General features: G+C 30.6%; 22 protein-coding genes. 20 read left to right on the top strand and 2 right to left on the bottom strand.

Features of this window, described 5'->3' with window-relative positions; all coding sequences use genetic code 11:
- Positions 1-554: 554 nt before the first annotated feature.
- Together deoC and HGI79_RS10175 are read left to right on the top strand one after the other, a co-directional pair.
- The gene (gene deoC / locus HGI79_RS10180; protein WP_185650614.1) at positions 555-1,214 is read left to right on the top strand and encodes a deoxyribose-phosphate aldolase; all 660 of its coding nucleotides are present in this window, start codon (positions 555-557) and stop codon (positions 1,212-1,214) included.
- A 131-nt stretch (positions 1,215-1,345) separates the two neighbouring features.
- The gene (locus HGI79_RS10175) at positions 1,346-3,661 is read left to right on the top strand and encodes an AAA family ATPase (protein ID WP_185650613.1); all 2,316 of its coding nucleotides are present in this window, start codon (positions 1,346-1,348) and stop codon (positions 3,659-3,661) included.
- A gap of 616 nt (positions 3,662-4,277) precedes the next feature.
- Here the strand turns inward: HGI79_RS10175 and ychF are convergent.
- The gene (gene ychF / locus HGI79_RS10170; protein ID WP_185650612.1) at positions 4,278-5,375 is read right to left on the bottom strand and encodes a redox-regulated ATPase YchF; all 1,098 of its coding nucleotides are present in this window, start codon (positions 5,373-5,375) and stop codon (positions 4,278-4,280) included.
- Positions 5,376-5,500: 125 nt separating this feature from the next.
- Positions 5,501-5,647 carry a hypothetical protein gene (locus HGI79_RS10165; RefSeq protein ID WP_185650611.1) on the bottom strand — a complete coding sequence of 49 codons (147 nt, stop codon included), beginning with the start codon at positions 5,645-5,647 and terminating at the stop codon, positions 5,501-5,503.
- Between the two features lie 636 nt (positions 5,648-6,283).
- Here HGI79_RS10165 and mraZ point away from each other — a divergent pair.
- The 18 genes from mraZ (at position 6,284) to HGI79_RS10075 (ending at position 22,627) form a co-directional block, all read left to right on the top strand.
- A complete protein-coding gene (gene mraZ / locus HGI79_RS10160) occupies positions 6,284-6,712 on the top strand; it encodes a division/cell wall cluster transcriptional repressor MraZ (RefSeq protein ID WP_185650610.1) in 429 nt (142 codons plus the stop codon).
- Between the two features lie 55 nt (positions 6,713-6,767).
- Positions 6,768-7,697: a 16S rRNA (cytosine(1402)-N(4))-methyltransferase RsmH gene (gene rsmH / locus HGI79_RS10155; RefSeq protein ID WP_185650609.1), complete on the top strand. Its 930-nt coding sequence runs from the start codon at positions 6,768-6,770 to the stop codon at positions 7,695-7,697.
- 27 nt (positions 7,698-7,724) lie between these two features.
- A complete protein-coding gene (locus tag HGI79_RS10150) occupies positions 7,725-8,219 on the top strand; it encodes a hypothetical protein (protein WP_185650608.1) in 495 nt (164 codons plus the stop codon).
- A 96-nt stretch (positions 8,220-8,315) separates the two neighbouring features.
- The gene (locus HGI79_RS10145) at positions 8,316-10,502 is read left to right on the top strand and encodes a stage V sporulation protein D (protein ID WP_185650607.1); all 2,187 of its coding nucleotides are present in this window, start codon (positions 8,316-8,318) and stop codon (positions 10,500-10,502) included.
- Between the two features lie 376 nt (positions 10,503-10,878).
- A complete protein-coding gene (locus HGI79_RS10140; protein ID WP_185650606.1) occupies positions 10,879-12,333 on the top strand; it encodes a UDP-N-acetylmuramoyl-L-alanyl-D-glutamate--2,6-diaminopimelate ligase in 1,455 nt (484 codons plus the stop codon).
- A 32-nt stretch (positions 12,334-12,365) separates the two neighbouring features.
- The gene (murF, locus tag HGI79_RS10135; RefSeq protein WP_185650605.1) at positions 12,366-13,748 is read left to right on the top strand and encodes a UDP-N-acetylmuramoyl-tripeptide--D-alanyl-D-alanine ligase; all 1,383 of its coding nucleotides are present in this window, start codon (positions 12,366-12,368) and stop codon (positions 13,746-13,748) included.
- A gap of 39 nt (positions 13,749-13,787) precedes the next feature.
- Complete coding sequence (mraY, locus tag HGI79_RS10130; RefSeq protein WP_185650604.1) at positions 13,788-14,735, top strand: phospho-N-acetylmuramoyl-pentapeptide-transferase; 948 nt, start codon at positions 13,788-13,790, stop codon at positions 14,733-14,735.
- Positions 14,736-14,799: 64 nt separating this feature from the next.
- Positions 14,800-15,903 (top strand): stage V sporulation protein E, encoded by a 1,104-nt coding sequence (gene spoVE / locus HGI79_RS10125; RefSeq protein WP_185650603.1) that lies wholly within the window; start codon positions 14,800-14,802, stop codon positions 15,901-15,903.
- A 280-nt stretch (positions 15,904-16,183) separates the two neighbouring features.
- The gene (locus HGI79_RS10120; protein ID WP_185650602.1) at positions 16,184-16,954 is read left to right on the top strand and encodes a cell division protein FtsQ/DivIB; all 771 of its coding nucleotides are present in this window, start codon (positions 16,184-16,186) and stop codon (positions 16,952-16,954) included.
- 14 nt (positions 16,955-16,968) lie between these two features.
- Positions 16,969-17,691, top strand: a complete 723-nt coding sequence (locus HGI79_RS10115; protein WP_185650601.1) for a DUF881 domain-containing protein — start codon at positions 16,969-16,971, stop codon at positions 17,689-17,691.
- A gap of 20 nt (positions 17,692-17,711) precedes the next feature.
- The gene (locus HGI79_RS10110; RefSeq protein ID WP_185650600.1) at positions 17,712-18,050 is read left to right on the top strand and encodes a small basic family protein; all 339 of its coding nucleotides are present in this window, start codon (positions 17,712-17,714) and stop codon (positions 18,048-18,050) included.
- A gap of 13 nt (positions 18,051-18,063) precedes the next feature.
- Positions 18,064-18,780 carry a DUF881 domain-containing protein gene (locus tag HGI79_RS10105; RefSeq protein WP_185650599.1) on the top strand — a complete coding sequence of 239 codons (717 nt, stop codon included), beginning with the start codon at positions 18,064-18,066 and terminating at the stop codon, positions 18,778-18,780.
- A gap of 176 nt (positions 18,781-18,956) precedes the next feature.
- Positions 18,957-19,622 carry a YggS family pyridoxal phosphate-dependent enzyme gene (locus HGI79_RS10100; protein WP_185650598.1) on the top strand — a complete coding sequence of 222 codons (666 nt, stop codon included), beginning with the start codon at positions 18,957-18,959 and terminating at the stop codon, positions 19,620-19,622.
- 12 nt (positions 19,623-19,634) lie between these two features.
- Positions 19,635-20,096 (top strand): cell division protein SepF, encoded by a 462-nt coding sequence (locus HGI79_RS10095; RefSeq protein WP_185650597.1) that lies wholly within the window; start codon positions 19,635-19,637, stop codon positions 20,094-20,096.
- Between the two features lie 14 nt (positions 20,097-20,110).
- Positions 20,111-20,377 carry a YggT family protein gene (locus tag HGI79_RS10090; RefSeq protein WP_185650596.1) on the top strand — a complete coding sequence of 89 codons (267 nt, stop codon included), beginning with the start codon at positions 20,111-20,113 and terminating at the stop codon, positions 20,375-20,377.
- A gap of 1 nt (position 20,378) precedes the next feature.
- The gene (locus HGI79_RS10085) at positions 20,379-21,149 is read left to right on the top strand and encodes an RNA-binding protein (protein ID WP_185650595.1); all 771 of its coding nucleotides are present in this window, start codon (positions 20,379-20,381) and stop codon (positions 21,147-21,149) included.
- A 15-nt stretch (positions 21,150-21,164) separates the two neighbouring features.
- Complete coding sequence (locus HGI79_RS10080; RefSeq protein WP_185650594.1) at positions 21,165-21,794, top strand: DivIVA domain-containing protein; 630 nt, start codon at positions 21,165-21,167, stop codon at positions 21,792-21,794.
- A gap of 140 nt (positions 21,795-21,934) precedes the next feature.
- On the top strand, positions 21,935-22,627 hold the full coding sequence (locus HGI79_RS10075; protein ID WP_185650593.1) for a 5'-methylthioadenosine/adenosylhomocysteine nucleosidase: 693 nt from the start codon (positions 21,935-21,937) through the stop codon (positions 22,625-22,627).
- The last annotated feature ends 96 nt before the right edge of the window (positions 22,628-22,723 follow it).

Raw genomic sequence — 22,723 nt, forward strand, 5'->3', positions numbered from 1 at the left:
AATTACAGATAGAATTTTATGTATATTATAACATAGTATTATTCATTTTAAAATATAATGAGGTACTTTTGTTATAGTTTTCCCTGTAAACTCTATTAGATGTATTTAAATAATGAAAACATTTTAATCAATCTAAAGTTCGTGTTTCTGAAAATCTAAGAACCTTTGATAAACTCGTATCACAGTCTGGATCAACTTATCAATTACCATTGATAAGTCGTTGGTTGAATTGAATATAAGTTTGAATTTTGGACAAGGAACTCTATAGGTAAATTAATAACCTAATATATCTTGTAAGTTTTTAACTACTATTATAAAATAAAGTCTAGGTTAAAAATTTAAATATTAATTACATATGTTTATTGTGCGATTAAGACTAATATTTATTTAGAAGTTTATAACTAATATTTTTATATCAGTGCTATAATTTAATATAATAACTTAAGTATAAACTAAGAAAAGATAAAAGCCTAACAGTAAAAAAGTTATACAAATCAATGCTTGTGAAATTCCGCAAGCTACTATAAAAAATATATATTAATGGAGGATTAAATATGAAAAAGCAAGAAATAGCAAAAATTATAGATCATACGATCTTAAAACCTGAGGCTTCAGAACATAAGGTTAGAGAGATTTGCAAGGAAGCGTTAGAGAATAATTTTGCTTCAGTGTGTGTAAATCCATGTCATGTATCATTAGTTTGTGAAATGTTAAAAGGAAGTGCAGTAAAGGTTTGTACTGTTATTGGTTTTCCGCTAGGAGCTACAACATCTGCAGTGAAAGCATTTGAAACGGAAGATGCCATAAAAAATGGTGCTCAGGAAGTTGACATGGTTATTAATATTGGAAAACTTAAAGATAAAGACTATGAATATGTAAAAAATGACATAAAAGCCGTAGTAGATACAGCTAAAGGAAAAGCGTTAACAAAGGTTATAATTGAAGCTTGTCTTTTAACCCAGGAAGAGAAAGTTACAGCATGTAAGTTGTCAAAAGAAGCAGGGGCAGATTATGTAAAAACTTCAACGGGATTTTCAACTAATGGTGCTACTATAGAGGATATAAGAATTATGAGAGAAACTGTTGGTAGTAATATAGGGGTTAAAGCATCTGGTGGGATACATAGTTTCCAACAAGCAGAAGCTCTAATAGAGGCAGGTGCCTCTAGAATAGGTGCATCAGCTTCTATTGACATATGTGAAGGTGCTAAGTAATAATCAATAATAAGAGATATCTACATATTTTTAAATAAATTTGTAGGTATCTTTTTATTTTTTATAATTTTTGTGCCTAAATATAATTTTTAAGAATATTATTATAGTAAGCCATGAAAGGGGGATGAGATATGAATAGAGAATTGACGCCTGAGGAGATTGTGTATGAATTTAATTTTAGTAATATTCAAGTAAGAAAAGAAGCTAATAATGTACCCGAATATAGAGAAGTTTTTAAAAAAATAAAAACCGCTTTAGAAATAGATAAGGAAGGATATAATGTTTATCTTATAGATGATTTTTCAAAGGATAAGTTAGATAGTATTACGGTATTTATAAAGGATATTCTAGAAAATAAAAGTAGACCTAAGGATATATGCTACGTGGTAAGAGATGATGAAAAATATCCTAAAGCTTTATTTTTAGAAGGTGGCAAAGGTATAAAGCTTAAGAAAACTTTAGAAAATATACAAAAAGCCTATGAAGTGTGCACTTATGAATTTTATAATGGAACTTCAAACAAGGAAAAAGAAGAAATCATAGATAATATACAAAAGAAAAGAAATGACTTAATTAGCAAATTAGTAAAAATGGCAGAGGAAGATGGGTTTACCATGAGGCCTACAAAAAATGGATTTACCTTCATACCACTTAAAGACGAAGGTAAACTAATGAATGAAAAAGATTATGACTCTTTAGAAGTTTTAGAAAAAGAAGAAATATTAAATAAAGTTAGTGTGTTAAAGGTTAACGCTCAAGAAGTGCTAGATGAATTAAAGGATATGGAGTTATCAGAAATCAACAAAATAAAAGTTCTTATGGAGTCATACTATTTAGAAGAGACTAAAGAGTTAAAACAGGAATATCTGAGTGAATTTGCAGATAATATTGAAGTCATTGAATTTTTAAATTATGTTTGCCATGATATCGAAACAGGTATAATAGAGATATATTCTATAGGTTACGATGAAGATGAAGAAGAGATAAATGAAACAATTTACAAATATGTAGTTAATGTTTTGGTAGACAACAGTGAAAATGACAGCCCACCGGTAATCTTTGAAGAAGATCCCAGTGTTAATAATCTTTTGGGAAGCATAGAATATGAAAATAAGAATGGTGTATATACAACAGATATAAGTTTAATTAAGGCAGGAGTATTTCTAAGAGCTAACGGTGGTTGCTTAATACTGAGGGTTAACAGTCTTATAAATAACTCTTCAGCATATTACTATTTAAAGAAATCTTTAATAAGTGGAAAAGTAGACTTAGATTATAATAGAGGATATTTAGAGCTTCTATCTCTTAGTGGATTAAAGCCTGAGCCTGTAAAGTTTAGTGAAAAAATAATACTTATAGGAGATTATGAAACCTACGACTTATTATACACCCATGATGAGGATTTTAAAAAAATATTTAAGATAAGAGCAGAATATAAGTCGTTATTAGATATTAATGAGGATACTACACAGGCATTTTTAGAAAAAGTTCATGGTATATGCAGAGATAATAACTTAAACACTTTAACTGATGAAGCTATAAAAGAACTAGCAAAATTTTCAGCAAGAAAGGCAGAAAATAAGAATAAGTTGTATATTGACGATTATGAATTAGGAAGAGTTTTAATGCTGGCTAATAATAAAGTTGAAAATGAAAATAGAAATTCTATTAATGGAACGGATATAATAGAGGTTGTTTATAGTGAAGAATTAATAGAAGAAGAAATAGCTAAAAGCTATAAGGAACGTAAAATATTTATAAATGTAAAAGACAAATTAGTAGGTCAAATAAATGCTTTGTCTGTCATTGACACTGGTTATTTTAGTTTTGGAAAACCAATAAGAATAACCTGTTCTTGCTATAAAGGTAATGGGAACATTGTAGATGTTCAGAAAGAAAGTGATTTAAGTGGTAAAATTCACAACAAAGCAATAAATACCTTAAGAGGATATATTAATACACTAATTGGTGGATATGAAAAATTACCAGTAGATTTTCATATTAGCTTTGAGCAGTTATATGGAAAGATAGATGGGGACAGTGCATCCGTTGCAGAAGTGATATCTATGCTATCTTCACTAAGTAAAATAGGTATAAGGCAAAATATATCAGTTACTGGCTCCATAAATCAGTTTGGAGAAGTGCAGCCTATAGGTGGAGTCAATGAGAAAATAGAAGGTTTTTTTAAGATATGTAAGTTAGTCGATAGTATAGAAGGAAAAGGTGTACTTATTCCTGATTCTAATATTGATAGCCTTGTATTGAGTGGAGAAGTAGAAGAAGCAATTAAAAAAGGAAGCTTCCACATTTATTCAATGTCAACTATAGAGGATGCTGTAGAAGTACTTATGGGTGAGGAGTCTGTAAAATATGAAAATATAATGGATACTATAGAAAAAGAAATTAAAAAATACTTAGGAAAGAGTGACACTAGAAAACGTAAGTAAATTAAAAAGGATATAAAATATATAGGTACAGAACTTTTAAATTTAATTTATTTCACCTAGCACATTACTAGATTATGCCACTGATAAATAGTTTAAGAAAGTCTAAGCCTCAAATTAGCAGAAAAGCTAAGGACTTTGATAAACTCGCTTAGGCTCAAACAGTATCAAAGTACTAAGCTTTCCTACTAATTTGAGACTAAGACTTTCTAATAAACTATTTAAAGGTTGCACAATCTAGTAATGTGCTATGCTACATAAATTAAATTTAAAAGTTCCAGATCTATATATAGGAATTCTTGGTTAAAATTTAACTTATACGTAGGGATATGTTGCCAAAACTGAAAGCACATTTAAAAACTTTTTTATCAGTCTTAGTGAAGTGTTTTTAGAAAATCTTAGGAGCTTTGATATGTTTGAAGTACGAGTTTATCAAAGCTTTTTATTTTATATGAAACTCATCTTCCTTACGTCAGATGAGTAAGCGATTCGCACAAAATCACAGATTTTGGCTCTCTGCTTAAAACACAAACTTTAGACTGATAAAAAGTTTTTAACGTGCTGAAGTTTGGCAACATATCCGGTCGTATAAGTTAAATTTTCACTCTAGCCCCCTATATTATACGTTAAATCTAAAGTGAACGATGTCTCCATCTTGCATAATATAATCTTTTCCTTCTAGTCTAAAGTATCCTTTTTCTCTTGCAGCGGATTCAGAACCAGATTCTACAAGTTTATCATAGGATATTATTTCTGCTCTTATAAATCCTTTTTCTATATCTGAGTGGATTTTTCCAGCAGCTTGAGGTGCTTTTGTACCATTTTTTATAGTCCAAGCTCTAACTTCAACAACACCAGCAGTTAAGAAGCTCATAAGTCCAAGCAACTTATAACTTTCGTGTATCAGCTTATCAAGACCTGCCTCATCTAATCCATATTCTTGCAGCATTTCACTTTTTTCATCTTCTTCTAGAGATGATAGTTCTTCTTCAATTTTTGCTGAAATTACTACTACCCCAGAACCTTCGTTAGCAGCAAACTCTTTAACTTTTTTAACATAATCATTTTCTGTATTTCCAGACACTAAATCATCTTCGGAAACATTTGCTACATAAAGTACAGGTTTAGTTGTAAGTAGGAAAAATCCTTTAACTTGTTCATCTTCATCATCAGTAAGTTCCATAGTTCTTACTGGTTTTCCTTCTTCTAAATGCAGTTTAACCTTTTGCATAAGATCATACTCTGCTTTAGCTTCTTTGTTTCCGCTTCTAGCAAGTTTAACTACCTTTTCAATTCTTCTATCCATAACTTCTATATCTGAGAATATAAGTTCTAAGCTTATAGTTTCTATATCACGTATAGGGTCAACAGATGCATCTACGTGAACTATATTAGGATCATCAAAGCATCTAACTACATGAACTATAGCCTCAACCTCTCTTATATGGGATAAGAATTTGTTTCCAAGTCCTTCGCCTTTGCTAGCACCTCTAACTAAGCCTGCTATATCATAAAACTCAATAGCTGTATATATCTTTTTTTTAGTATTATACATTTTCTCTAATACATCTAATCTTTTGTCAGGAACACTAACAACTCCTACGTTAGGCTCTATGGTACAAAATGGATAGTTTGCAGATTCAGCACCTGCCTTTGTTATAGCATTAAATAACGTACTTTTACCTACGTTTGGTAGGCCTACAATTCCAAGTTTCATGTATGTACATTCCTTTCTCAAATCAAAAATTTCAAGTATAATTCAGTCTAAATTATACTCTACAAAAGAAGTCATTTCAAGAAATGCTTTTATTATGGAAGTTTAACTTGGAAAACAAATGAAAACTATTTACGTGAAAGATACATGCCCACACACACACCCTTCATAAAACCCAAACCAATCATTGCAGCTATACACATTTTTTCATAGTTATTTAAGCAGTGAACATGATGTTGTCTAAATATACTCTTTATTGGTCCACATTTTCTCATGGTTATATCTCCTCTCTTAAAAATATATTTCTATGCAAAGTTTTATATTTTATCCGATGACTACCCGCTCTAATACTCCCATCTTCTTCAAGGTAGGAGTAAAGAGCGGCCACGTCCCTGGATTTGTTCAACTAAGAATCAGGTGGGATCAAAGCCCCATCTGATTCAAGTTTCACTTTATCTATGTAGACATTACTAGAAGCTAATATATTTATTGTTTAAGTATTAGAGAGTTTTTATTAAGAAAAGTTAAGGGAATGTTACCTTAAAATGGAAATGTTTTGATAATATCTTAACTAATAATAAAAAATTTAGTAGTATAATTTGTAGAAATTAATGTAGGAAAATAATTCTTCAGGTAGTATAAGCCAAAGTCTTGTAAAGTGTTTAGAAAAACTTAAGTCGATATATGTTGAAAAAATAATTTTAATAAGTTTAAAAAATACATTAAAAAAGTTTTTGAAAAGAGGGATTTTTATGTTAAAATAGAATAAGTAAACCTATGTGGTTAAAAGTGGTGTAAAGTGGTGTGAAATAATAAATTGAACCAATCCAGAGCATAGTAGCCCATAACTCCCTGTTTGCAAAAGCTGGAGTCTTATGGATGGTAGCTAATGGATAAAATTGAGGTGCAAAATGTTTATAGGTGAATACGAGCACGCCTTAGATAGCAAAAACAGAATAATTGTACCTTCGAAGTTCAGAGAAGAATTAGGTAATAAATTTATACTCACCAAGGGTTTAGACGGATGTCTATACTGTTACACTTTAAATGAGTGGGAAGTACTAGAGCAAAAGCTAAAAAAACTTCCTTTAACCAATAAGAATGCAAGAGCTTTTGTAAGATTCTTTTTCTCTGGAGCTAATGAAATAGAGATGGACAAACAGGGAAGAACAGTAATTCCACAAAGTCTTTTAGAATATGGAGACATAAAAAAGGAAATAGTAAGTATTGGAGTATCAAATAGAATTGAAATATGGAGTAAAGAAAAGTGGGAGGAATACAATAGCTCAAATATAGATTATGATCAAATCGCAGAACAGATGGGTGAATTGGGCATTTAAATTGGTTAAGCTGCTTAATCAATAGGATTAAATATAAAAACGGAGGAAGTAACATATGGAGTTTAAGCATGTATCTGTGCTATTAAATGAAACAATAGACGGACTAAATATTAAAGCAGATGGCATATATGTAGATTGTACTTTAGGTGGAGGTGGACACTCTTATGAAATTTTAAAGAGGTTGTCTCCTGAGGGAAAACTTATTGGTATAGATCAAGATAAAAATGCTTTGGAAGCAGCTAAGAAGAGATTAGCTTCATTTAATAATGTTTTATATGTTCATAGTAATTTTTATAATATTGAAAAAGTATTAGAAGAGTTAGAGGTAGAAAAAGTTGACGGTATAATAATGGACCTTGGAGTATCCTCTCATCAGTTAGATGAAGCAGAAAGAGGTTTTAGTTACATGAAAGATGCACCATTAGATATGAGAATGAATAGAGAAGATGATTTTTCTGCCTATGATGTAATTAATGGGTATAGCGAAGAAGAATTATACAGAGTTATAAGAGATTATGGTGAAGATAACTTTGCTAAAAGGATAGCAAAAAAGATAGTAGAAAAACGTGTAAAGGAGGACATAAAGACTACAGGACGATTAGTAGAAATAATTAAAGAAGCTATACCAGCAAGGTTTCAAAAAGATGGTCATCCAGCAAAGAGAACGTTTCAAGCAATAAGAATCGAAGTTAATAAGGAATTAGAAATATTAGATAAAGCAGTAGAAGATAGTATACAGCATTTAAACAAAGGTGGAAGAATAGCAATTATAACCTTCCATTCATTAGAAGATAGAAAAATAAAAGTAAAGTTTAAAGAATTAGATAACCCTTGCAAATGTCCTTCGGATTTTCCATTCTGTGTATGTGGAAAGAAGCCTTTAATAAAGATAATAAGTAGAAAGCCTATAGAACCTTCCAAAGAAGAAATGGAGGTAAATTCAAGAAGTAAAAGTGCAAAGCTTAGGGTAGCTGAGAGAATTTAGTTCTAAAATTTATGTGGGGTGAATAAAGTGATAGTGGTAAATGAAGATAGCGTTATACATGGTAATACTGTTCTGCAGCCTAAATATAATCCTTCCATAGACAAAGGAATAGATAGGGAAAAAGAAGCAAAGAGAAAAATAAAGGAAAGAAACCAAAGGCAAAGAAGACTTAAAGATAAAGTTAAGGTTATAAGAAATATAGCGTTAACTTTCGCTATAGGATTAACCTTAGTAGGTAGATACTGTTATATATATAACATGCAAATGGAACTGAATTCTATAAAATCAAATATAGGCGAAACAAATAAGGATAACGAAAATTTAAAAGTAGAGCTAGTAAAGTACAATAATCTTCAATACATAGAGGAAACTGCAATAAATAGGCTGCATATGTTACCACCAGATAAAAGTTCAGCAATTTATACTGATTTACATAAGGATGTTATACAATACACAGAGAAAAAAAGTAAAGAAGAGACACAACAGAATATATGGAATAAGTTGAAAAAGATGCTATTTTAAGTTTTATAAGCAATTAGTCAATATTTATTACCTTCATAGGATTGCTTAGAACAACTTAAATAGCTGTTCTTAGTAATATTTTACGGAGGTAATAGTTTGTCTAAAAAAGAATATAGAGATAAAGTAGTTATCCGAAAGAGAATGGTAGTTGTTTTCAGCTTTCTTTTTGTTGCATTCTGCGTGCTATTTGGCAGAATGTTTTACGTAATGGTGCATCAATCGGCTAAACTTAAAACATTAGCAATTGATCAGTGGACAAGTGAGGTAAAAATTGATGCTAAAAGAGGTAGGATATTAGATAGAAACGGGCACGAGCTTGTAGTAAGTGCTAACGTTTATAGAGTAGATTTGGATATGAACACACTAAAGGATACTATGAAAGAAAAAAATTTAACACAGGATGAAGTTGCAGATAAATTAGCTTCGGCCTTATCAATGGAAAAGACTCAGGTTTCCAAAATACTTAATAAGAAGCTACCTGGTGGACTTCCATTAGGTTCTGCTTATCTTAAGAGGAGAATAGAAAAAGATGAAGCAGACAAGGTAAGGGATTTAAATTTAAGAGGAGTTTTAATATCTGCAGATACTAAAAGATATTATCCTAACAACAATTTTTTAGCACATGTTCTTGGACATACTAACTCTGATGGTAATGGACTTACAGGGGTAGAATTATATTATAATAAGGAGCTATCAGGAATACCAGGAGTCAGGATTGCTGAAACAGATAAAAAAAGCAAGGGTCTTCCATACACTATTTCTGAATATACTAAACCCAAGGATGGTAAAGATGTTGTTTTAACCATTGATGAAATGATTCAGCATTTTGCAGAAAAAGCCGCAGATCAAGCCATGATTGATAATAAAGCGAAAGCTGTAACTATAATAGTTATGGATCCTAAAAATGGTGAAGTTTTAGCGTTGGTTAACAAGCCGGACTATAATCTCAATGATCCATGGATTAAAGATAAATCTTATGATGAGCTTCAGAAAATGTGGAGAGACAGAGCAGTAAATGATACTTTTGAACCTGGATCCATATTTAAAGTAATTACAGCCTCAGCTGCCATGGAAGAAGGTGTGGTAAGTGAGAATGATAGATTCTCTTGTTCAGGCAGTTTTACTGTAGCAAATAAGATTATACATTGTTGGAAAACTTCTGGTCATGGAGAAGAGAGTTTTATTGATATATTAAAAAACTCTTGTAATGTAGGTTTTGCTGCTGTTGGTAAAAAGGTAGGTAAAGAGAACTTGTATAAATACATACAAAAGTTTGGATTTGGTGAGAAAACAGGTATAGATTTACCAGGAGAAGCAAAAGGAATAATTAAAAAACCACAGAGTATTAGTGATCTAGACTTAGCCACTATATCCTTTGGACAGACCAATACAGCATCACCTATTCAATATCTAACTGCTTTAAATGCTGTAGCAAATGGAGGATATTTAATAAAACCTCATGTTATGAAAGAAATATCCCATTACGATGAGAATACGGGCTCGGAAACAGCAGATAAAAGCTATGATGTAAACAGTAGTATTAAAAAAATATTAGATTCAAATAAGATGGCTCAGTTAAGAGGCTATCTAGAGAAGGTTGTTTCAGAAGGTGGAGGAAAGAAGGCTTTTATAGATGGATACCATATAGCCGGAAAAACAGGAACAGCTCAAAAAGCTGGACAAGGGGGATATCAGCCAGGAAAATATATATCATCTTTTGGTGGTATGGCTCCGGCTAATGATCCTAAAATCACAGTATTTGTATCTATAGATGAGCCAGATCCTTCCAATTATTATGCAGGTCAAATTACAGCACCAGTAGCGCAACAGGTATTTAATGATATATTTAATTATCTAGATATGAAGAGTGATGCTAGTGCAGATGATGTAGCTAAAAGTATGTTAAAGGATGTAATTGTGCCAGATGTAAGGGGAATGAAGAAGACAGATGGGGAAAAAGTTTTAAAGGGTCAAAAGTTAGAGGTAGAGGGTGATTCTAATGGAGAATATATTACAGATATGAATCCAAAGCCAGGATATACAGTTAAAGAAGGAAGTAAAATTATCCTTTACACAGGAAGCGCACCAAACTATAATAAAGTAGTAACAGTTCCAGATGTTACAGGTTTAGGCCGAGAGCAAGCAATATCTATATTTAACAGTATAGGACTTAAAGCAGATTTTGATGGAGATGGAATGGTAACGGATCAGAGTGTTACTCCAGGAAAAGAAGTACCTAAAGGGACAGTTATAAATGTTCATACAGAACCAATAGGAGATTAATATTTAGGCATGTAACGCAGACTAGAAAACAAAATTCTATATGCGCTGCATGCCAATGCTATGTAAAGAAATTTAAGTTATTGCAGGGTTCGTGGGTGGAAACTTAACTTATACTCCGGAATATGTTGTCAAACTTCAGCACGTTAAAAACTTTTAATCAGTCTAAAGTTCGTGTTTTTGAAAATCTAAGAACCTTTGATAAACTCGCTATGCTCAAACATATCAAACGTCCTAAGATTTTCTAAAACACTTCACTAAGACTGATAAAAAAGTTTTTAAATGTGCCGTCAGTTTTGACAACATATTCCTACGTATAAGTTAAATTTCAGCCGTAGAACACTATATAAATCTATAAGAATACTAGGGAGTTGATGTAATGAATCTAAAGGAAATATTGAGGGGTATAGAATATCAACTTACAAAAGGAAATGAAAATCTAGATATAAAAGAAATACAATATGATTCTAGAGCTGTTAAAGCTGGTGATTTGTTTATATGTATTGAAGGTTATAGTACAGATGGACATAAATACATAAGTAGTGCTGTTGCTAAGGGTGCGGTGGCTATTATATGCAGCAAGGAAATAGATAATATACCTGATTGTACGGTTATAATGGTAAAGGATAGTAGAAAAGTTATGGCATTGGCTTCGGCAAATTACTATAATAAGCCTGCTGAAAAGATGAAAATAATTGGGGTTACAGGAACTAATGGAAAGACTACATCTACTTTTATGATAAAGTCTATATTAGAAGCAAATGGTTATAAGGTTGGACTTATAGGAACTATAGCCAACTATATAGGCAGCCAAAAGATACCTGCACATAGAACTACACCAGAGTCACTAGAACTTCAAAAGCTATTTAAAGATATGATAGATCAGGGGGTAGATTACTGCGTAATGGAGGTTTCTTCCCACTCTTTATATCTAGATAGAGTTTATGGAATAAAGTTCTCTCAAGCTATATTTACAAATTTAACACAGGATCATCTAGATTTTCATAAAACCTTTGAGAACTACTATAATGCAAAGCTTATTTTATTTAAAAATACTTCTAATTCAATTGTGAATATAGATGATAACTATGGATACAGAGTATATAATGATGCCAAGGGTAACAGCAGGATGTCTTATTCTATAGAAAAGGAAAGTGATGTAAAGGCATCTAATATAATTATGCATTCTAGAGGAATAGAATTTGACGTAACATACAAAGAACAATGTGAGCATATAAATTTAAATATACCAGGTAAGTATAATGTTATGAATGCTCTTGGCAGTATAGGTGCCTGTTTGAATGAAGGAATATGTCTTGAGACTATAAAAAAAGGTCTAGAAGGTATGCTTTGCGTACCGGGCAGATGTGAAATTGTTACCCAAAATTATAACTTAGGGTATGAAGTAATAGTTGATTATGCACATACTCCAGATGGTCTAGAAAATATATTAAAAACTGCTAGAGAATTTACAAAAGGGAGACTTATAAGTGTATTTGGCTGTGGCGGAGATAGAGATAATGCTAAGAGGTCTATAATGGGAAGAATAGGAACGGAATTAAGTGATTTAGCAGTAATCACCTCGGATAATCCTAGGACAGAAGATCCATTGTCAATAATACAGGAAATAAAAAGCGGTATTAATAAAGACAACTTCATTATTATAGAAAATAGAAGAGAGGCCATTAAAAAAGCTATGGAAATGGCAGAAAAAGATGATGTTATTGTGGTAGCTGGAAAAGGACATGAAGATTATCAAGTACTAAAAGATAAAACTATACATTTTGATGAGAGAGAAATTATTGCAGAAATAGTTGGGGAATTAAAAAAATAACTTTATAGCTATTGGAAAGGGGTTGGCAGCTATTGGAAAGAATGACTTATAAAGAAATAGTTGATGCAGTTCAAGGAAAAATAATTTTAAAGGGAGAAAACTTTGAATTTAATGCTGTTAGTACAGATACAAGAAAAATAGAAAAAGGTAATATATTTTTTGCATTAAAAGGCGAAAATTTTAATGGTAATAATTATATAAAAGAGGCTAGTGAAAAAGGTGCGGTTATCTGTATTGTGGATGAAATAAAATACAAAGAAGAAGATATTAATAAAAATACTACAGTTATTAAGGTTGAAGATACAAGAAAGGCATTACTTGATTTAGCGGAATTTTACAGAAGTAAGCTTGATGTTAAAGTAATAGGAATAACTGGATCTACAGGTAAAACATCAACTAAGGATTTGGTAGCAGCTGTTTTAAGTTCTAAATATAAAGTGTTTAAGACTGAAGGGAATTTTAATAATCAAATAGGTCTTCCGCTTATGATATTTAAGTTAGACAATAGCTATGATATTGCGGTTTTAGAAATGGGGATGAATAATTTAAATGAAATTCATACTATGGCAAAGGCAGCAAGACCAGATATAGCGTTAATAACTAATGTAGGAACAGCTCATATAGGAAATCTTGGAAATAGAGAAAATATACTTAAGGCAAAACTTGAAATTACGGATTACTTTAGTAAGAATAACACTTTGATAGTAAACAGCGATAATGATTTGCTAAGTAATATAAAAGAACATAACTTCCGATTAATTAAAACAGCAATAGATAATGAAGGAAACTTCAAAGCAGAAAATATATATTTAGGGGAAGAGTATGTTGAATTTTCAATTAATGAATCAAGTAACATTTTAGATGAAAAGTATCATATAGATGTTCCAGGAAAGCATACAATATCAAATGGTTTATTAGCTATAGTCTGTGGAAAAATTTTAGGACTAAATTATGCAGAAATAACTGACGGATTAAAGAAGCTGCAGACTACAGCTATGAGATTAGACATAATTAAAGGTGAAAAATTTACTATTATAAACGATTGTTATAATGCTAATCCCGATTCTATGAAAGCGGCTATAGATGTACTGAAAAATTTAAAAGCAAAAAGAAAAATTGCAGTTCTTGGTACTATGGGAGAGTTAGGACATAAATCCTTTAATGCTCATACAGATATAGGTAGATATGCCTTTGAAAATGGAGTAGATGTACTTATAACTATTGGAGAATTTAGTAAGGCTTACGAAGAAGGATATAATTGCTTACACAAATTCAAAGCCTTTGGCGATATTGATTCTGCTTCAAAATATCTCTTAGAACAGTGTCTGCAGTATGGAGATGCTATTTTAATAAAAGCTTCAAGAGCCATGAAACTTGAAATAATTGTTGATATACTAAAGAAGAATAACTGTTAAGGAGGTGAAGACGCTCTAAATTTAGAGCGCAAATATAATATGGACAAATTAATTTATTCAGTGTTAGTTGCATTTTTTATATCTATTTTAGCAGGACCTATAATAATACCTGTGCTTCATAAGTTTAAATTTGGACAGAGTATAAGAGAAGAGGGACCAAAAAGTCATCAAAAAAAAGCAGGTACTCCAACTATGGGAGGAATAATATTTATACTTTCCTCATTCATAACAATGTTTTTAATTGTTAGAAAGCTTGGAGATGAGGCTATGGTTGCTTTATATGCATTTGTAGCTTTTGGAATTATAGGCGCTTTAGATGATGGATTAAAGATTTTGCGTAAAAAAAACTTAGGACTTAGAGCTTATCAAAAAATGATTTTGTTATTAATAGTATCAGGTGCCTTTGCTTATTATGCTTCTACTAATATAGGTACTGACATTATAGTACCTTTTATGCATAAAAGCTGGAACTTGGGATTATTATATATTCCGTTTATTGTAATATATTTTACAGCTGTAACTAATGCAGTAAACTTAACTGATGGACTTGATGGATTAGCTACCTCTGTATCATTACTAGTATTGACATTCTTCTCATTAGTAAGTTTTGCTATGGGACATCATACTTTAGCAATTTTTTGTGCAGTTGTTGCTGGTGCACTTTTAGGATTTCTCAGATATAATGCTTTTCCTGCACAAATATTTATGGGAGATACGGGATCACTGGCACTGGGAGGTGCAATAGGTGCTATTGCATTGATATTAAAATTACCATTATTGGTTATAATAGTAGGTGGAATATATGTGATGGAAACATTATCTGTTATTATACAGGTTATATCTTTTAAGTTAACAGGAAGAAGAGTATTTAAAATGAGTCCAATACATCATCATTTTGAGCTGTCAGGCTGGCATGAAACTAAAGTTGTATCAGTGTTTTGTATAATTACAGTCATATTATGTCTTGTTGCTTTTTTATCATTGTAAGATAACGTATAATGTTAGTAAACATAGTCAGGCCGATGGAGTAATTAAGTAGGAGGATTTTATAATGAGTAAACCCAGCAGCAAAATGGGGCCTATAGATTTTGTGTTGTTTTCAACTATAATGCTTTTAGTAGCTATCGGAGTAGTTATGGTTTATAGCGCTAGTTCTTACAGTGCATTTTTTAATCTAAAGGATAGTATGTTTTATTTAAAGAAACAAGGAATAGCAGCTATCATTGGATGTTTTTCTATGTTTATGACAATTAGAATGGATTATCATAAAATAAAGAAATACACAAAGCTAATAATGATAGTTGTTGTTATATTATTGGCAGCTGTTTTCGCCTTCCCACCAGTAAATGGCGCAAGAAGGTGGATAACATTACCTGGTATACATATACAACCCTCTGAAATAGCTAAGTATATTGTAGTTTTATACATGGCTAAAAGCATAGAGACTAAAGGTGAAAAAATTAAAACTTTAAAATATGGTGTTATACCATATCTATTAGTTTCTGGGTTTTATGCTGGTATGGTTTTCTTAGAAAAAAATCTAAGTATTGCCACGGTAATATTGATGGTTACTCTTATTGTACTTTATGTAGCAGGAGCCAAAACCTCTCATATGCTCGGATTAATCGGATTAGTGGCACTGGCAGGGGTAGCGGGCATACTTTTTGAACCTTATAGAATGGCTAGATTTACTAGCTTCTTAGATCCATGGAAGGATCCGAAAGGAGATGGATATCAACTGATACAATCTCTTCTTGCACTGGGATCAGGAGGTATATGGGGAATGGGCCTCGGTAAGTCAAGGCAAAAGTGCTATTACATACCAGAACCTCACAATGATTTTATATTTTCTATCATAGGAGAAGAATTAGGACTTATAGGTTGTACCTTTATTGTTATACTGTTCATTATATTTATATGGAGAGGAATTGTAACTGCAGTAAAAGCTAAAGATACCTATGGAACATTACTAGCTACCGGAATTACATCGGTTATTGCGGTGCAGGCTATAATTAATATAGCGGTTGTTACAGGTTCTATGCCAGTAACTGGAGTCCCACTGCCATTTATAAGCTATGGAGGATCATCTATACTGTTTAATCTTATAGCTGCGGGAGTATTATTAAATATATCACGGCAAAGAGAATATGATTAACATTAAATTATAGCATTGCTTATGGCAATGCTATAATTTACTTTGTAAAAAATAATATAAATTTAATGAATATTTTAATGAAATTAATTTAATGAAGTGTTATTATATATATATGTTATTGTTGAAAATTATTAAGAGAAAAATTTAATATAAATTAAATTTGTTGTAACTTAAAAAATACTGTTAGCAAAACTTTAATTAGTACAGAGATATTTTGATTGTAAGTGTAATATTGTAAGCATTGTATAAACTAATGGTAGCATTAAGGTGGTTAAAATTTATGAGTCAAGCTCTAAATAAGACAAATAATGAATTAATTTTAAAAAGAAGAAAGAGAAAAAAGATAAAAAAACTCTTTATGCTGTTTATTATGTTAGTATCGCTTTTCGCTATACTCTGCCTAAAGCTTTCTTTTTTCAATATAAAAATTATTCAAGTTAACGGAAGTAAAAATATTTCGGACAAAGATATAGTTAATCTTTCTAATATTAGTATTGGAAATAACATCTTTTATATACATACAAACAGCAGTATAAATAATATTTTAAGTAATCCCTATATATATAGTGCATCTATAAAGAAGAGGCTTCCCTCAACCGTAATAATCGATGTAAAAGAAAGAAATGCTGTTTTTTATACTAAGTATGATGATAAATATCTTATAATTGACAAAGATGGTATAGTATTGCAGAAAAAAGACGATATAAAAAATATGAAACTTGTAAGATTAGATGGGTTCGACTATAGTAAGGTTGAAATAGGTAAGCCTATTAAAGATGATGATAAGCGAAAAATAGATGCAGTGACTGTTATAGGTAGTATAATACCTAATAGTACTGCAGTATCAGGTATGACTTCTGTTGATGTAACCAGTTCAATAGACATAAAACTATACTTTGGAGACATGTATATTAGACTTGGAGATGCTGCTAATATAGAGAAAAAAATTAACAAAGCTGTAAATATACTACAGAGAAAAGAATTACAAGGAGCTAAGGGATATATAGATGTAAGCTTTGATGGTAATCCTGTGTTCTTTATTCAAAAATAGGAGGATATATATTAATGCGTAGAGTTAAATCACAGGTCAGTGTAGCAGTAGTATGCGGAATACTTGGGTTTATGCTTGCTTATCAATTTAAAATTCTAATGAAGCAAGATCAAACATTAAGTATTACCAATAAAAATAGCACTGATGTTACTGTAGAAATAGAGCAGTATAAAAAACAAAAACAAGCACTAGAGCAAAAGGTAAACGACCTTCAAAATCAGGTGAAAAACTATGAAAATGCAGTAGCAGGGAAAAGTGATGCTACTAAAAATCTTTTGGAAGAATTAGATAATACTAGAATGATGACTGGACTTACGGATGTAAAGGGGCCTGGTGTAATAATTTATTTAGAACCTAACAATAAACTTTTAGGAAATAATATAGGGGATCAGATAACTGACAAACATTTAGCATATTTAGTTAATGAGTTAAGGTTTGCAGGAGCTGAAGCAATATCAATTAACGATATTAGAATAGTTTCTAGAACTGGTATAAGAACTGCTGGAAACTATATATTAATAAATGACGAAAAAGTTTCTCCATCAAGCAGAATTGTAATACAAGCCATAGGAGATAAAAATTTATTATATAGTGATTTGAGTTTTCCAGAAGTTTTTTCAGATTTCAAAATGTTAAGTGACGTTAAATTTGAAAAATCCGATAACATAGTGATTAAAAAATACAATAAAACTTATAAATTTGAATATGTAAAACCAGTAAAACCAGTAAAACAATAGATTAGAGGTGTATACAAATAATGATAGGATTTATTGGACTTATAATCGGGATAATAGTAGGTGTTATTTGGAATGTTAATATTCCTGATAAGTTTTCTCCCTATATGTCGGTGGCAATATTGGCCTGCCTAGATTCGGTATTTGGTGCCATAAAAGGAAGTCTTGGAAAAAATTTCCAACCAGATATATTTATATCAGGTTTTTTTGGAAATGCAGTTTTAGCTGCAGGTTTAGCTTACTTAGGAGATAAACTAGGGGTACCCATATATCTTGCAGCGGTAATAGTATTTGGGGGAAGAATATTTGACAACTTTGCAACTATTAGAAGATTACTAATTGAGAAGGCTAGAGCTCGTTAATGAGGTGAATTGAATGAAGAATAATGAAGCTAATGCTTTCGTTTTTATAGCTTCTATAATTATAGGTATACTGATATCTACGAATATTGGTTTTACTAGAGATACTGCGACAGTTTTTTTAAGTGCAAAACAATATCAAGATGCATATAACTATAAGAATAAGTTATATGGAGAAATAACAGGACTTATGAATCAATATGATGATTATTATACAAAACTACAAAAGTATAAAAATAATGAAGAAAACCAGTCTCAAATTGTTAGCACTATAAATGATGAATTAAGTGAAAATAATTTAATACTAGGAAAGACAGCTGTAGAAGGTCAAGGTATAACAATACAATTGAGAGATGCACCAATTGAATATATGACTAATACATTAGAAGATCAATTACTCGTTATCCACGATTTAGATATAGTACACGTAATAAATGATTTAAGAAATGCTGGAGCTGAAGCTATTTCTATAAATGGTCAAAGAGTAATAGATAAAACAGAAATATATTGTAGTGGAGCTTTTTTAAGAGTTAACGGCGTAAAGATAGCCGTTCCATTTTCAATTAATGCTATCGGAAACAAAGAGGTTTTGTATAATTATATGATGTCAAACGAAAACTATTTAAAGACTTTAATGATGCGAAAAATTAGAGTTGACGTTAGAGAAGTGGATAACACAAAAATACCTGCATATATAGGTGATGAAAAAATTAAGTTTATGATAAGAAAATAGTAAATATAAATTATAATATATGTCAGAACTTCTAATATAATATTTAAATTTAATTAAAATATTAATTAATTTTTGAAGGAATTTTAACTTTTATGAAGAATACTTATATTTATATGAAGAATACTTATATTTATATAATATAAATTACATTTACACACTAGGAGGAGACGGTTAAATTGTCAATTGGGGAAAATATATATGAATTAAGAAAAAAAATTCCACAGCATGTTACATTAGTGGCAGTTTCAAAGACAAAGTCCGTCAAAGAGATTGAAGATGCATATAATGCTGATGTTAGAGACTTTGGTGAGAACAAAGTTCAAGAACTCACAGCTAAGTATGATGAACTACCAAAAGATATAAGATGGCATCTAATAGGTCATTTGCAAAGGAATAAAGTGAAATATATAGTGGGAAAAGTGCATCTTATACATTCTTTGGATAGTATAAGACTCCTTGACGAAATTGAAAGACACTATAAGGAACAAGGACTAATAGCACAAGTATTAATTCAAATAAATATAGGAAAAGAAGAAAATAAAACTGGAATTTATATTGAAAATTTAGAAGATTTACTTGAAGCTTGTGAAAATTGCAGTAATATACAGGTAAAGGGTCTTATGACTGTTATACCTAAAGGTGATGAAGAAAGTTGCAGATACTATTTTAAACAAATGAAAAATTTATTTAATAAATTATGTGAAAGAAAATTTAAAAATGTTAAAATGGAATTCTTATCTATGGGAATGACTGGTGACTACAGCATAGCTATTGAAGAAGGAGCAAATGTAGTAAGAATAGGAGAAGGCATATTTGGGAAAAGAATGTATAATAATAAATAGGAGGTAATTTAGATGGCAGGAAAAGTACTAACAAAAATGATGGAATTTTTAGGATTAGAAGATGATTTAGATGAAGATATAGAAGAAACTGAAGCAAAAAAAGATACTAATGAGTCAAATGAAGTGGAGCCAGTTATATCTAGCTCGAAGAGACAAAATAAAGTTGTAAACCTACATACACATACAACTATATCAGCTAAGGTTAAAATTGTTAAACCAACAACTTATGAAGAAGCAGCGGACATTTGCGATGAACTTAAAAACAGGAAAATTGTTGTAATTAATACAACTGGATTAGAGACAAAAATAGCACAGAGACTACTTGATTTTATGGGAGGCGCAAGCTATGCACTAGGTGGAGACCTAGAAGAAATAGAAAAAGGTGTATACATATTATCACCAGCTAACGTTGAGGTTAGTAATGACTTAAAAAGTGAGCTTACAGGTAAAGGAATTTTTAGTTGGAGTAAGTAATATTGGAGGATAGTATGATAAGTAGTACTTTAAGGGTTGCAATATCTTTACTTTTTAGATTTATAGAAGCAGCTATATTGATTGAGGTAATTCTTTCATGGGTTATGCCAGGAAAAAGAAATACTTTTATTGATTTGCTGCGTGTGTTTACAGAGCCTTTTATGGCTCCAGGAAGAAAAATTCAAGAGAAGCTTATACCTGGTCTAATGATTGACTTTTCTCCTATTATAGCCTTATTTATATTAGATATTTTACAGAGGATTGTATTCAGTATTATTTGATATGAATAAAAAAGATTTTCTAAATAGGATGAATTCTATAGAGAATAGTATAGCTTCTAGTATTTATGATAAAATTGCTTTAGCACAGAAAACTAATAAAGTAATTTATTCAGGAGAATTTTATACTCCTAATATATGGATGCCATTAGAAAGCATGCAAAATAACTTAGGTATAGGTATTTATACTTATGGAATTTTTGAAGATGCAGAAAGAAAAATAGTAGCTTTTTCTTATAATGAGGTATGGGACTATCCAATAGACTTGGTTATGATAAAATGCAGTTCGAAATTTAATAAGCTATATCATAAAGATTATTTAGGTTCTGTAATGGCATTAGGAATTAAGAGGGAAAAATTAGGTGATTTAATATTAAAAGAAGATAAATGTTATCTTGCTGCAAGTGCAGAAATAAGTACATATATTAAATATAATTTAACTAGCGTAGGAAAATCCACTTGTTCTGTAGATATTTTAGATAGAGAATTTAATGAAATTCCTCTATATAATTTTGAATCCATTGTTGTTAATGTTTCTTCACTTAGAGTTGATTGTGTTGTTAGTTCTTTATGTAATATATCAAGGACTAAAGCTGAAGATTTAATTAGGCAGGGTAAAGTACTTATAAATTATTCTGAAGTCCTAAGAAAAGATAAAATATTAAAGAACGACTCTGTAATGACCATAAGAGGCTATGGAAAATTTAAAGTAATAGAAGAAGCTGGATGGACTGGAAGCGGAAGAATGAAAATCATTGTAAAAAAATTTGTTTAATTTGAGGTGTTCACAATGAGAATAACGGCTATGGAAATAACTAGTAAAGAGTTTAAAAAAGCTATTAGAGGCTATAATGCAGATGAAGTAGATGAGTTTCTAGATAGAATAGCCGAAAATTATGAAGCTCTTTACAAAGAAAATTCATCACTGAAAGAAAAACTATCCAATATAGAAGAGAGAATGAATCATTACAATAAAATGGAAAGCACAATTCAAAATACATTATTATTAGCACAAAATGCTTCGGAACAAGCAAGAGAAAATGCTAAAAAAGAAAGTGAGCTAATTCTTAAAAATGCAAACGAAGCTGCTCAAAGAATAATAGATAAAGCACATAGCGATGTAATACAAATTAATGATGAATTTGAAAGAACAAAACAAGAATTTTGTAAATTTAAAACTAAGTTTAGAAGTTTTATGGAATCTCAGTTAGAGATGTTCGATGATATGGAGAAAGAATTTATAAAAAATTACAACATTGGGTACGAAGTAAATGAAAATAGAAACCTACCAATAAAGGAAAAAGAGATAGAGATAGTATCTAGTGATAATACAATAGATACAACTGATAACTTGGAGGGAAACATTTTTACAAACGAAAATGAATTAGAAGAAATTAAAAACTTTTTTGTAAATGATTAAAAATCCCACTCCTTTGAGTGAGATTTTTTATTTTAATATAAAGTTGACAATCAACAATCATTTATGTAATGTATTAATCAGGTAAGTAAAAGTGATGGAAAAAATAACATAATATATAAATATTTTTAGGAGGTAGTATAATGATAATCGGAATTATAGGTGCTATGGATGAGGAGTTAGCAATTTTATTAAAGGATATGGAAATAGAAAGTACAAAAGTTAAAGCTAATATGAATTTTAATTATGGTAAGGTATATAATCAAAATGTAGTTGTAGTTAGAAGTGGAATAGGTAAGGTAAATGCTGCTGTATGTACTCAAATATTAGTAGATGATTTTAATGTAGATAAAGTAATAAATGTAGGTATAGCTGGCGGAATAGGAAAAGATGTTTATCCAGGAGATATAGTAGTAGCTGATAGCCTTGTACAACATGACATGGATACATCAGCTTTGGGAGATGAAATTGGACAAATACCAAGACTGGATACATATGATTTTAAATGTGAAATAAGTCTCGTTAACAGAGCTAAAGCAGCATGTGAAAATATAGAAGAACACAAAAGCTTTGTAGGAAGAATAGTTACTGGTGATCAATTTATTTGTAATACTGAAAAAATAAAATGGTTAAACGAAAAATTTTCAGCACTTGCTTGTGAAATGGAAGGTGGAAGTATTGCACAAGTCTGCTACTTAAATAGCATTCCTTTTGTTGTTATAAGATCTATATCAGATAATGCAAATAATGGAGCTCATATGGACTATGAAAAGTTTGCACCTATAGCTATTAAAAATTCAACAGAAATTTTAAAAGACATGCTTACAAATATGTAAGTGATATATAAACATGCTGGAAATTTAACTTATACGACCGGATATATTACCATGTTTCGTCACGTTAAATATTTTTAATTAGTCTAAAGCTTAAAT

The sequence above is a fragment of the Clostridium sp. DJ247 genome (genome assembly GCF_014231265.1).

Excerpts from the sequence above, each read along its gene's own strand:
- deoC (WP_185650614.1), top strand. The coding sequence starts at position 555 with ATGAAAAAGCAAGAAATAGCAAAAATTATAGATCATACGATCTTAAAA.
- HGI79_RS10175 (WP_185650613.1), top strand. The coding sequence starts at position 1,346 with ATGAATAGAGAATTGACGCCTGAGGAGATTGTGTATGAATTTAATTTT.
- ychF (WP_185650612.1), bottom strand. The coding sequence starts at position 5,375 with ATGAAACTTGGAATTGTAGGCCTACCAAACGTAGGTAAAAGTACGTTA.
- HGI79_RS10165 (WP_185650611.1), bottom strand. The coding sequence starts at position 5,647 with ATGAGAAAATGTGGACCAATAAAGAGTATATTTAGACAACATCATGTT.
- mraZ (WP_185650610.1), top strand. The coding sequence starts at position 6,284 with ATGTTTATAGGTGAATACGAGCACGCCTTAGATAGCAAAAACAGAATA.
- rsmH (WP_185650609.1), top strand. The coding sequence starts at position 6,768 with ATGGAGTTTAAGCATGTATCTGTGCTATTAAATGAAACAATAGACGGA.
- HGI79_RS10140 (WP_185650606.1), top strand. The coding sequence starts at position 10,879 with ATGAATCTAAAGGAAATATTGAGGGGTATAGAATATCAACTTACAAAA.
- mraY (WP_185650604.1), top strand. The coding sequence starts at position 13,788 with ATGGACAAATTAATTTATTCAGTGTTAGTTGCATTTTTTATATCTATT.
- spoVE (WP_185650603.1), top strand. The coding sequence starts at position 14,800 with ATGAGTAAACCCAGCAGCAAAATGGGGCCTATAGATTTTGTGTTGTTT.
- HGI79_RS10120 (WP_185650602.1), top strand. The coding sequence starts at position 16,184 with ATGAGTCAAGCTCTAAATAAGACAAATAATGAATTAATTTTAAAAAGA.
- HGI79_RS10115 (WP_185650601.1), top strand. The coding sequence starts at position 16,969 with ATGCGTAGAGTTAAATCACAGGTCAGTGTAGCAGTAGTATGCGGAATA.
- HGI79_RS10110 (WP_185650600.1), top strand. The coding sequence starts at position 17,712 with ATGATAGGATTTATTGGACTTATAATCGGGATAATAGTAGGTGTTATT.
- HGI79_RS10105 (WP_185650599.1), top strand. The coding sequence starts at position 18,064 with ATGAAGAATAATGAAGCTAATGCTTTCGTTTTTATAGCTTCTATAATT.
- HGI79_RS10095 (WP_185650597.1), top strand. The coding sequence starts at position 19,635 with ATGGCAGGAAAAGTACTAACAAAAATGATGGAATTTTTAGGATTAGAA.
- HGI79_RS10090 (WP_185650596.1), top strand. The coding sequence starts at position 20,111 with ATGATAAGTAGTACTTTAAGGGTTGCAATATCTTTACTTTTTAGATTT.
- HGI79_RS10085 (WP_185650595.1), top strand. The coding sequence starts at position 20,379 with ATGAATAAAAAAGATTTTCTAAATAGGATGAATTCTATAGAGAATAGT.
- HGI79_RS10080 (WP_185650594.1), top strand. The coding sequence starts at position 21,165 with ATGAGAATAACGGCTATGGAAATAACTAGTAAAGAGTTTAAAAAAGCT.
- HGI79_RS10075 (WP_185650593.1), top strand. The coding sequence starts at position 21,935 with ATGATAATCGGAATTATAGGTGCTATGGATGAGGAGTTAGCAATTTTA.